Here is an 11,151-nt window from a genome sequence, read left to right as displayed (position 1 = left end):
TTACCCCACAGCGACCTCAACGCTGCGCGTCTACCAATTCCGCCACGACCGCACTTGCCCTGGTGGGTGTGGGGCTAATACCGCCGCTGATTGGGGATGTGAAGCAAAAAATGACTGGCATGGAGTTTTTTTCCGATTGGCTGAAGTTAGGTCAAAACATCCTCATTTCAGACACCTGCCACGCTGCAACGATTGCGCCGATCCCAAGAGAGGCTTAGGTGAGACTGAGACGGCAGCGGAACGAGGCTTAAAATGGTGGAATGGATTCACTCCGATACTCTGGTCGACTATGACGAAGCACTTTTGTTCATGGAGAACCGCGCAGAAGCCATCGCGCGTGGCGACGCAGTAGAGTGCATTTGGCTTTTGGAACACCCTCCCCTTTACACCGCTGGGACCTCCGCCAAGCAGGACGATTTGACGGATCCGGACAGATTTCCTGTGTTTGAGGCAAAACGCGGAGGTCAGTACACCTACCACGGGCCAGGACAAAGGGTGGTTTATGTCATGCTGGATCTCAACAAACGAGGCAAAGACATCCGCGCTTTTGTGAAACAGCTTGAAGCCTGGGTGATCGCGACATTGGCGGAATTTAGCCTCACAGGTGAAATTCGTGACGGACGCGTTGGAGTATGGATTGCCCGGGACGATAAGCCCCTACAGGCCAGCGGCGAAAAAGCCGAGGACAAAATCGCCGCTATCGGTATTCGGCTCAAACGCTGGGTGAGTTTTCATGGCATTTCCATAAATGTAGAACCGGATCTCACCCACTTTGATGGTATTGTCCCATGTGGCATAACTGAACACGGCGTCACATCTCTGGTGGACTTGGGTCTGCCGGTTTCCATGGATGATGTCGACGTTGCGCTCAAACGCCAATTTGGAGAGGTTTTTGACAACTAGGCAACGCCTCAGAACAGAGCTCCCAGCAGAATAACACAGGCTATTCGCGAACCGTTTGTTAACCATCTCAGCGCTAACCTGGGGTCAGAAATGCCGCTTGTGAAGTTGCCAAATATGCGTGATTCTCACGCTACACAGCGCGTTTTGGGGACTATAAAAGGTGGAACACCTTATGTTGCTGCGAACCATACTTACGTCTGTGTGCCTTGGACTTACGGCCCTCTCTGGCGCTGTAATCGCGCAGGAGACTGCTACCAAAATGGACACCTCTCTCCTTGGAGGGTTGGGCAGTTTTGGCACCCAGCCCACCGGTGGCATATGGCTCCCCCCCCCTAGCCTTTCCGGCACAATCAAAAACAACCGTGCTTTGGGATTGTCGGAGTCCGCGGCGGCGCCACACACAACAAATCGCACCCGCCGTGGATCGCTAAAAGATCGCATTCGCATCGAGCTGCAAGACACTGCCATTTACGGTGTCTTTTCAGGCGGTGAGCAGCCCGGCGCAACCGATGGAGTTGTGGGGGTTGGCGTGGAACGCCCGCTTGACCGTGGATTGGCGCTAAATTTGGAGCTGTTCCAACACACCTCCAAAGCAAGACGTACCGGCAATGCGGAAGATGACACCAAAGCGTCCCTGAAACTGCTCTTTCGCTTCTAAACAACTCGCTAGCACCAGACCAGAGCACGCCCGCGCCCGATCGTCGCGGATGTGGTCCATTGGACCTATTCCAGCGTAAATTGATTTGCACATCGCGCACTATTGGCGGAAACTCCGGTCAAGGAAATACGCGCCAATTTTTTGAACATCTAACGAGGAATCTCTCATGAAGTTTGTTGTTGCAGCAGCCACGGCGGCCCTACTCGTCGCTTCGCCCGCCACTGCCGAAGGCGACGTTGAAGCCGGTGAAAAGGCTTTCAAGAGGTGCAAAGCGTGTCACTCGGTTGTGAACCCGGACGGTGACGTGCTGTACAAAGGTGGTAAAACCGGCCCGAACCTCTACGGCATTGTTGGTCGGACCATTGGCTCTGAAGATTTCAAATACGGCGCAGGCCTCTTGGAAGCCAATGAAGCCGGTGTGACTTGGACGGAAGAATCGCTGGCGGCTTATGTTGTCGATCCCAAAGCGTGGCTGGGCGACAACGGCTACGCCACGAAGTCCAAAATGTCTTTCAAGCTGAAGAAGGGTGGCGACGATGTTTTTGCCTACCTCGCATCTTTGGCACCAGCTGCCGAAACGGAAGAAAAGTCTGAATAGAACTTATCTACCTTAGCAAAAGAGCCTCATGCAGAGACCACTGCATGAGGCTCTTTTTATTTGGCTTGAGTATGCGCCTTACCGCAAAGCACTTAACTGCTATTCTAGCTCAATCAACAGGTCTTTGGCGTCGATCTGCCCACCTGCTGTGGTATGAACAGCCTTAATTGTGGCATCCCGTTCCGCGTGAATACCGGTCTCCATTTTCATGGCCTCGATGGTCAGAAGGAGATCGCCTTCTTTCACTTGCGCCCCGGCTGAGACTGCTACAGAGGCCACAACACCTGGCATTGGTGCGCCGATGTGATTGGGGTTCCCAACTTCTGCTTTGGGCCGCGACGCTGTGGACGCTTTGACCAAACGGTTGGGCACACGGATCACTCGCGGTTGACCATTGAGCTCAAAGAAAACTTTCACTTCGCCGTTTTCATCGGTTTCGCCAATCACTTGCAGACGAATTTCGAGCGTTTTGCCCGGATCAATTTCAGCTGCGATCTCTTCGCCAGGCTCCATACCGTAGAAAAACGTTTTGGTTGGAAGCGCACGCACTGGACCATATTGACGATGGCGTCCCATGTAGTCGAGGAAGACCTTTGGATACATGAGGTAGCCGTTCAGATCTTCATCGTCGATCTCAAACCCGTTGAGTTCATTTGAAGCTTCGGCACGACTGGCCTCAAGGTCAATTGGCGTAAGGTGTTTCCCAGGGCGTTCGAGGTTCGGTTTCTCGCCTTTGAGCACCTTCTCGATGATCGCTGACGGAAACCCTCCGTGCGGCTGCCCCAAGTTGCCACGCATCATGTCCACAACCGAATCCGGGAAGGCCAGATCAGTGCCGGGATCTTCCACCTCATCACGTGTCAGGCCCTGTGACACCATCATCAGTGCCATGTCACCCACAACTTTGGATGACGGAGTTACCTTAACAATATCACCAAACATTTGGTTCACGTCAGCATAGGTCTGCGCAACTTCGTGCCAGCGCTCCTCAAGTCCAAGGCTACGCGCCTGTGCCTTCAGGTTGGTGAACTGACCACCGGGCATTTCATGCAAGTAAACCTCGGAAGCTGGCGCAGCGAGTCCGCTTTCAAACGCAGTGTACTGCGCACGTACACCTTCCCAATAATCGCTAGTTTCACGTATGGCTTTGACGTCTAGGCCGGTATCACGATCCGTGTTGCGCGTGGCTTCGACAATAGATCCCAGGCAAGGTTGAGACGTGCCTCCAGAGAAAGCGTCCATCGCCGCATCCACGGCATCCACACCTGCATCCGCCGCCGCGAGGATCGTCGCCGCCGCGATGCCAGAAGTGTCATGTGTGTGGAAGTGAATTGGCAAACCCACTTCTTCTTTTAGTGCTTTGATCAACACGCGTGCGGAGGCCGGTTTCAGCAGGCCAGCCATATCTTTGAGGCCAAGCACATGGGCGCCCGCAGCTTCCAGATCTTTCGCCATGTTGACGTAGTAGTTGATGTCATACTTGGCGCGGTTCGGATCGAGAATGTCACCGGTGTAGCAAATTGTACCTTCGCAAATCTTGCCGCTCTCAACAACTGCGTCCATGGCCACGCGCATGTTTTCAACCCAGTTCAGGCTGTCAAACACGCGGAACACATCCACACCAGTTTCGGCCGCCTGTTTTACAAAGGCTTCAACCACGTTGTCTGGATAGTTGGTGTAGCCCACTCCGTTAGAAGCACGCAGCAACATCTGGGTCAGCACGTTTGGCATGGCGGTACGTAGGTCACGCAAACGCTGCCAAGGACATTCCTGCAAAAAGCGATACGCCACATCAAATGTCGCCCCCCCCCAGCACTCCACCGAAAACAGATCAGACAGGTTGGTGGCGTAGGATGGCGCCACCTTGATCATATCGATGGATCGCATCCGCGTTGCGAGCAAAGACTGATGCCCGTCGCGCATGGTTGTGTCTGTCAGAAGCAGTTTTTTCTGATCTTTCATCCAGTCGGCAACCGCCTGTGCTCCCTGCTCTTCCAACAAGTTACGCGTGCCTGGCTTAATGTCACCTTGTTTGGCTGGCGGCACAGGCTCACGAAGATCGGTGGCCGGCATTGGGCGGTCGGTGGTTTCCGGATGTCCGTTTACAGAGATATCGGCGATGTAAGTGAGCACTTTTGTGCCCCGATCGCGACGTTTTTCAAAGTTAAACAACTCCTCAGTCTCATCAATAAACGTGGTCGTGTATTGATTGTTGAGGAATGTTGGGTGTTTCAGCAGGTTCTCTACAAACGCGATGTTGGTAGAGACACCCCGCACACGAAACTCTCGCAACGCACGGTCCATACGCGCAATGGCTTTCTCCGGTGTCGGCGCCCAAGCGGTCACTTTGGTCAGCAGAGAGTCATAATAGCGTGTGATCACACCACCCGCATATGCGGTGCCTCCATCCAAGCGGATGCCCATCCCGGTGGCGGATCGGTAGGCTGTGATCCGGCCGTAGTCCGGGATGAAGTTGTTTTGCGGATCTTCCGTGGTCACACGGGTTTGCAACGCGTGGCCATTCAAACGGATGTCATACTGGCTGGATTTTCCGGTGGCTTCCGCCAAAGATTTGCCTTCCGCGATCAGGATTTGCGCTTGAACGATGTCGATACCAGTGACTTCCTCGGTCACTGTATGCTCGACCTGCACCCGCGGATTCACCTCGATGAAGTAAAATTTACCGCTTTCCATATCCATCAGGAACTCAACGGTACCGGCGCATTCATAGTTTACATGGGCGCAAATTTTCCGACCCAGTTCGCAAATTTCTTCGCGCTGCGCTTCAGATAAGTATGGCGCAGGCGCACGTTCGACCACTTTCTGATTGCGACGTTGCACGGAACAGTCGCGTTCATACAGGTGGTAGATGTTGCCTTTGGTGTCGCCAAGGATTTGAACTTCCACGTGACGCGCACGGGTGATCATCTTTTCAAGATAACCTTCTCCGTTGCCAAACGCGGCTTCGGCTTCCCGGCGACCTTCCAGAACCTTCTCTTCAAGTTCGTCTTCACTAAAAATCGGGCGCATACCGCGACCGCCACCGCCCCACGAGGCTTTGAGCATCAAAGGATATCCAACTTCAGCGGCTTCCTTCTTGACCACATCCATATCGTCGCCGAGAACTTCTGTCGCGGGAATGACCGGCACGCCGGCTTCAACGGCAACCTTACGAGCGGAGGCTTTGTCGCCCAGAGCACGCATGGTCTCCGCCTTCGGACCGATGAAAGTGATGCCGTTGGTCGCGCATGCATCCACAAAATCCGGGTTTTCAGACAACAGACCGTAGCCCGGGTGGATCGCATCTGCGCCACATTCCTTGGCCACACGGATAATCTCATCAATGCTGAGATAAGCCGCAACCGGCCCCATTCCTTCACCAATGCGGTATGCTTCATCCGCTTTGAAGCGGTGCAAGCCAAGTTTGTCTTCTTCGGCAAAGACCGCGACGGTCTTTTTCCCCATCTCGTTGGCGGCGCGCATCACACGGATCGCAATTTCGCCACGGTTGGCAATCAGGATTTTGGAAAATTCAGGCATCGGCAGGGTCCCCTCTATGGCACTGTCGGTGTTTGAACGAATTGCTACAAGCTCGCCGCACCGCAGCGCAATACCCACTGACCCTGATTCTGAAATATTTCTGTTACATTTTGCACATGAGTTGTTTCCGAACGGCTTCAAACCACCCTGATCGGCGTTTTTGCGCAGTTGAATTGCGCAAAGGCTCACTCCATGTGCTTAACAATCAAAACATGGAATATGAATATGAATATGAATATGCTGACCCGTCGAAGCTTTGTTGCCAGCCTGAGCGCAGCCTCTCTTGCACCTTCCCTCACACTAGCGAACCCAACCACTCTATCCGCGTCAGATGCCCACGCCGGCCTTAAATCCGGCAACCTTATCCTAATTGATGTGCGCACACCTCAGGAGTGGCAAGAAACGGGCGTAGCCGAGGGGGCTTGGCCGTTGGATATGCGCGAAGAGGCTTTTGGCAGCTGGATTCTGGCAACACTTGAGCGCAACCCCACTCATCAGGTTGCCATCATTTGTCGCAGCGGCAACCGCAGCGGTCGTTTGATGCAGCTGTTTTCTCAGAACGGGATTAAGGGCGTCCTGGATGTCTCCGAAGGCATGCTGGGTGGTTCCCGAGGCAAAGGCTGGATTCCAACAGATCTGCCTGTTGTTTCCATACAGGAGGCTTACAATGCGATGCCAAAGGACCTCACTATTAAGTAGGGTTTTCGAAACGTCTAAGCTTGGCGGGAAGGTCTTTCAAATCCGCCAAGCCCAACTGCCCCATATTGGCAATCAGGTCCTGTTTTAGAATATCCACCAAATGCGCCGGCCCTTGTGCGCCCAACGCGGCAAGCGCGTAATGGAACCCTCGCCCCATCATCACGAAATCTGCGCCCAGCGACAACGCGCGCAGAACATCGAGCCCGGTCTCAAAACCACTGTCTACAATCAGAGGCAGCTCAGTGTCCGCGCGGATCCTTGGGAGAACTTCAATTGGCGCCGGTGCCGCATCAAACTGCCGCCCCGCATGATTGGAAAGCCAAAGCGCATCCACTCCCAGTTCCTCAAGACACTTTGCATCCTCGCTGCGCAACACGCCTTTCACAACGAAGGTCCCCTCCCAATGATCCCGTAGCCATTGCACATACTCCCAATCGGGAGATGTCCGAAGTAAATAGCCTGCATGGGCCGTGGAACTCATCCCCGTCACCTGCCCCGCATAGTCATCAATCAGTTTCATACGTGGCATGCCTGATTTCGCGGTCGCCAAAGCCCAAGCGGGCCGCATCGCGACCTGCGCCAGCAAACGCGGTGTCAGTTTTGGGGGCGTTGTCAAACCTGACCGAGATTGGCGCTCTCTGCGACTGGCGGTTGGCACATCAACAGTGAGCACCAGAGTGGCGAATCCCGCGGATTTAGCCCGCGCCAATAGGTCCTTGCGGATGCCTTCATCTCGCGGGGGATAAAGCTGAAACCACCCTTTCCCTTCAATGTACGGGGACAGATCTTCCGGTGTTTGTGTTGCAACCGTGCTCAGAGTGTAAGGAATATTGGACGCACTTGCCGCTTTTGCCAACTGCGCTTCCGCCCCAGGCCAAATAAGCCCAGACATTCCGACCGGCGCGATCCCCACCGGGATGTCATAGGTTTGCCCCAACATGGCAACCGACACATCCGGTTTCACCTCGCCGTGCAAAATGGACGGCTCAAACAAAAGCTCATCCAGTTTTTTCCGATTCCGTGCTTTTGTGCGCTCTTCGCCCGTCGCACTGTCTAGGTATTCCCAGACAAACTTGGGAATGCGTTTTTGTGCGTGCGCACGCAGGTCACTCAGCGCGGGGTATTCGGCGTGTAACTCCATTTGGGAACCGTCATATGCCTCACGAAAAATGTCCAGCGCGACTTGCATTTTTGCGCCTCAACCGCCAATGGAACATAAGAAGAACAGGCTTTTGCCTTTCCCAGGTTTGCGATAAGGTGACGTCCATGAGCAGTTTTGACGAATTTGACGCCTTCGAAGGCGCGTCCCTGTCGGCGCGGGCCATGGCCCCGCGCCCGATGCCATACCTTGACGAACTCAATCCGGCGCAACGCGAAGCGGTTGAAACGCCGGACGGGCCCGTACTGATGCTGGCAGGGGCCGGCACTGGAAAAACCAAGGCCCTGACCGCCCGCATTGTGCATTTGCTCAACACCAACCGCGCGCGACCAAATGAGATTCTAGCGGTGACCTTTACCAACAAAGCCGCGCGGGAAATGAAAAACCGTGTTGGCAACATGTTAGGGCATCAAATCGAAGGCGTGCCGTGGCTGGGCACCTTCCATGCGATCTGCGTGAAGCTTTTGCGCCGCCATGCGGAGCTGGTTGGTCTCAAAAGCAACTTCACGATTCTCGACACCGACGATCAACTGCGCCTGCTCAAGCAGTTGGTGGCCGCTGCCAATATCGACGACAAACGCTGGCCGGCACGGCAATTGGCCTCTCTGATCGATGGCTGGAAGAACCGCGCGCTGACACCGGAAAAACTGCCTGCCGCCGACGCCGGGGCCTATAACCACATGGGTGGGCAGCTCTACGCGCAGTATCAAACCCGCCTAAAAGAACTCAACGCGGTGGATTTTGGCGACCTGCTTTTGCATATGGTCACGATTTTCCAGGACCACCCGGACGTTCTGTCCAACTATCAACGCTGGTTCCGCTACATCCTTGTCGACGAGTATCAGGATACCAACGTCGCGCAGTATCTGTGGCTGCGCCTTTTGGCCTCCGCGCATAAAAACATCTGCTGCGTGGGCGATGACGATCAGTCCATCTATGGCTGGCGTGGCGCGGAAGTGGGCAACATCCTGCGGTTTGAGAAGGATTTCCCCGGCGCCCATGTTGTGCGGCTGGAACAAAACTATCGCTCCACCGGCAACATTCTGGCGGCCGCCTCCAACGTTATTCGCGGCAATGAAAACCGACTTGGCAAAGAGCTTTGGACCGAAGCTGACTTGGGCGAGAAGGTACGCCTGATTGGTCATTGGGACGGTGACGAAGAAGCCCGCTGGGTTGGCGAAGAAGTTGAGGCCTTGCAACGCGGCACGCGTGGCAGCGACCCCAAGTCGCTGGAGGACATGGCGATTCTGGTGCGGGCCTCCCACCAGATGCGCGCGTTTGAGGATCGCTTCCTCACTATCGGCCTGCCCTACCGCGTGATTGGCGGACCGCGTTTTTATGAGCGTTTGGAAATCCGCGACGCAATGGCTTACTTCCGCGTGGTGGTCAGCCCGGATGACGACCTGGCGTTTGAGCGCATAGTGAACACGCCCAAACGTGGGTTGGGAAATGTGGCTCAGCAGAAGATTCAGACCTGCGCACGCGCCAATGGGGTGAGCCTTGTGGAAGGTGCCCGTATTCTTCTGGAAGAAAAAGGCATTGGCGGCAAAGGCGCCAAAGAGCTTGGCATCTTGATTGACGGAATAGACCGTTGGCGCAAACAAGGCACCGCGCCTGTTATCGAAGTGCCGCTGGATGACGACGACGTTATTGATGATGGCGTCACGCAAACCGCCATGCGACTTCAGGAAGGCCATGCCGAGTTGAACCATGTCGAATTGGCGCAGGTGATCCTGGATGAGGCCGGCTACACGGCCATGTGGCAAAACGACAAAACGCCGGAGGCCCCTGGACGGCTTGAGAACCTGAAAGAACTGGTCAAAGCGTTGGAAGGGTTCGATAATCTGCAAGGGTTCCTGGAACACGTCAGCCTGATCATGGATAATGAGAGCGAGGACGCGGAGCAGAAAATCTCGATCATGACCCTACATGCCGCCAAAGGGTTGGAGTTCCCGGCCGTGTTTCTGCCGGGTTGGGAAGACGGGTTGTTCCCCTCACAGCGCTCCATGGACGAGACCGGTATCAAGGGTCTCGAAGAGGAACGGCGATTGGCCTATGTGGGAATCACGCGAGCGGAGGAGATTTGCACAATTTCCTTTGCCGGAAATCGCCGTGTGTTTGGCCAATGGCAGAATCAAATGCCAAGCCGATTTATTGACGAGTTGTCAGACGAAAATGTCGAAGTCCTCACCCCACCGGGCCTGTATGGCCACAGTGGTGGGTCACGTGATTTTGGCGGAGGCTTTGGCCAGTCAGGGTTGGAAAGCTCTGCCATGAAAGCAGATGGATACAATTCACCTGGCTGGAAACGTCTGCAATCTCGCGCCGGCCAATATGGCACCAGCCAACCAAAAGAAAGCAAGGCCGCTGCAATTGACCTTACCGCGGTGAGCAGCTTCACAGTTGGGGACCGCGTGTTCCACCAGAAGTTTGGCTATGGTGCGGTAACTGGCATTGAAGGGGACAAGCTGACGATTGCCTTCGAAAAAGCCGGGGAAAAGAAAGTGGTCTCCCGGTTTGTTAGCGCCTCAGACGACGTCCCCTTTTGACCTCACGTCCGTGATCCGCCACCTGGTTGACAGCCCCCCTGCCCCGCGTTGAGGTGAGGTCCAGACAGGAGGACTTCATGATATTCTATGATTGCGCCACAGCGCCAAGCCCTCGGCGGGCACGGATGTTTCTTGCGGAAAAAGGGTTAGAGATCGAAATCCGGCAGGTTGACTTGCGCAACGACGGGCACCGGGCACCGGAGTTTTTAGCGCTGAATCAACATGGCACGGTGCCGGTTCTCACCACAGGCGAAGGCCAGAACCTCACTGAGAACATTGCGATTGCTGGCTATCTTGAGGCTTTTCAGCCCGAGCCGCCGTTGATGGGCGTCACGCCAGACGAAAAGGGTTCAGTGCTGATGTGGAACGCGATTTGCGAGTTCCATGGCGGCATGTCCATAGCAGAAGCCCTGCGCAATGCGTCCCCTGCCCTCAAAGGCCGCGCTCTGCCCGGTTCGGTGGACTACGATCAAATCCCAGAGCTTGCGGAACGCGGGGCGAAACGACTGCAATTGTTCTATGACACACTAGAGCAACGTTTGCAGGACTGTCCTTGGCTGGCTGGCGGCAGTTTCACCATGGCCGACATCACCGGCTATGTGTTTTGCGACTTTGCGCGAATCGTGAAGATGACCCCACCCGAAGAAAACACGGCCACTCAGGCTTGGCTTAGCAAGATCTCTTCCCGCCCCAGCGCAAAAGCGTAAGGCAGCACAAACCAACTCACAGGGCGCTCTTCGGGGCGTCTTTTTTGTTGTGCATCCGTGTTTTGGAAAGAGAAGGCAGCGGCGACATCAGGGAGGAGGAGAGATGTCGCCGCGCTTCACACAAAACGCTCAGGGAGGAGGAGAGAGCGCCTTGATACCGTTGATCCCGCGACGGGATCGAAATTCAAGTGCGACGGTGCCAGGGAGGAGGAGAGGCACCGTCGCTCTAGTTTCAAGTGCCCTCAGGGAGGAGCGAGGGCGCTTGATACCGTTGGGCCATTGGGCCCGAATTTTGTGCGACGACACCAGGGAGGAGGAGAGGTGCCGTCGCTATTTCA

At 55.2% G+C, this 11,151-nt stretch carries 9 protein-coding genes; 7 read left to right on the top strand and 2 right to left on the bottom strand.

All coding sequences use genetic code 11. The annotated features are described in order from the left end of the window. From QZ517_RS11620 to QZ517_RS11605, 4 genes are all read left to right on the top strand, one after another. Nucleotides 1–218 (top strand): hypothetical protein (locus tag QZ517_RS11620; protein WP_294226954.1); only part of this gene is annotated, 218 nt, incomplete at its 5' end. Nucleotides 219–252: 34 nt separating this feature from the next. Beyond that, nucleotides 253–903 (top strand): lipoyl(octanoyl) transferase LipB, encoded by a 651-nt coding sequence (gene lipB, locus QZ517_RS11615; protein ID WP_294226952.1) that lies wholly within the window; start codon nt 253–255, stop codon nt 901–903. Nucleotides 904–1,162: 259 nt separating this feature from the next. Continuing rightward, on the top strand, nt 1,163–1,561 hold the full coding sequence (locus tag QZ517_RS11610; protein WP_294226949.1) for a hypothetical protein: 399 nt from the start codon (nt 1,163–1,165) through the stop codon (nt 1,559–1,561). A 166-nt stretch (nt 1,562–1,727) separates the two neighbouring features. Continuing rightward, the gene (locus QZ517_RS11605; RefSeq protein WP_294226946.1) at nt 1,728–2,159 is read left to right on the top strand and encodes a c-type cytochrome; all 432 of its coding nucleotides are present in this window, start codon (nt 1,728–1,730) and stop codon (nt 2,157–2,159) included. 99 nt (nt 2,160–2,258) lie between these two features. On the opposite strand, the gene QZ517_RS11600 is transcribed toward QZ517_RS11605, so the two are convergent. Beyond that, nucleotides 2,259–5,699, bottom strand: a complete 3,441-nt coding sequence (locus QZ517_RS11600) for a pyruvate carboxylase (protein WP_294226945.1) — start codon at nt 5,697–5,699, stop codon at nt 2,259–2,261. Nucleotides 5,700–5,924: 225 nt separating this feature from the next. Here QZ517_RS11600 and QZ517_RS11595 point away from each other — a divergent pair, with 225 nt between their 5' ends. Beyond that, nucleotides 5,925–6,398, top strand: coding sequence for a rhodanese-like domain-containing protein (locus tag QZ517_RS11595; protein WP_294226943.1), 474 nt, complete (start codon nt 5,925–5,927; stop codon nt 6,396–6,398). Here the strand turns inward: QZ517_RS11595 and QZ517_RS11590 are convergent. Then, nucleotides 6,391–7,539, bottom strand: a complete 1,149-nt coding sequence (locus tag QZ517_RS11590) for an alpha-hydroxy acid oxidase (RefSeq protein WP_294226956.1) — start codon at nt 7,537–7,539, stop codon at nt 6,391–6,393. The two genes, QZ517_RS11595 and QZ517_RS11590, sit on opposite strands and share 8 nt — an antisense overlap. Before the next feature lie 125 nt (nt 7,540–7,664). Between QZ517_RS11590 and QZ517_RS11585 the strand changes: the two genes are divergently transcribed. Together QZ517_RS11585 and QZ517_RS11580 are read left to right on the top strand one after the other, a co-directional pair. After that, nucleotides 7,665–10,106 (top strand): ATP-dependent helicase, encoded by a 2,442-nt coding sequence (locus QZ517_RS11585; RefSeq protein WP_294226941.1) that lies wholly within the window; start codon nt 7,665–7,667, stop codon nt 10,104–10,106. A gap of 77 nt (nt 10,107–10,183) precedes the next feature. Further along, nucleotides 10,184–10,813 (top strand): glutathione S-transferase, encoded by a 630-nt coding sequence (locus tag QZ517_RS11580; RefSeq protein ID WP_294226939.1) that lies wholly within the window; start codon nt 10,184–10,186, stop codon nt 10,811–10,813. The last annotated feature ends 338 nt before the right edge of the window (nt 10,814–11,151 follow it).

The sequence above is a fragment of the uncultured Shimia sp. genome (assembly GCF_913054185.1).
Taxonomy (GTDB): domain Bacteria; phylum Pseudomonadota; class Alphaproteobacteria; order Rhodobacterales; family Rhodobacteraceae; genus Shimia.
Note: the sequence above shows the minus strand (reverse complement) of the source record. Positions and strands in the feature narration are given on the sequence as shown.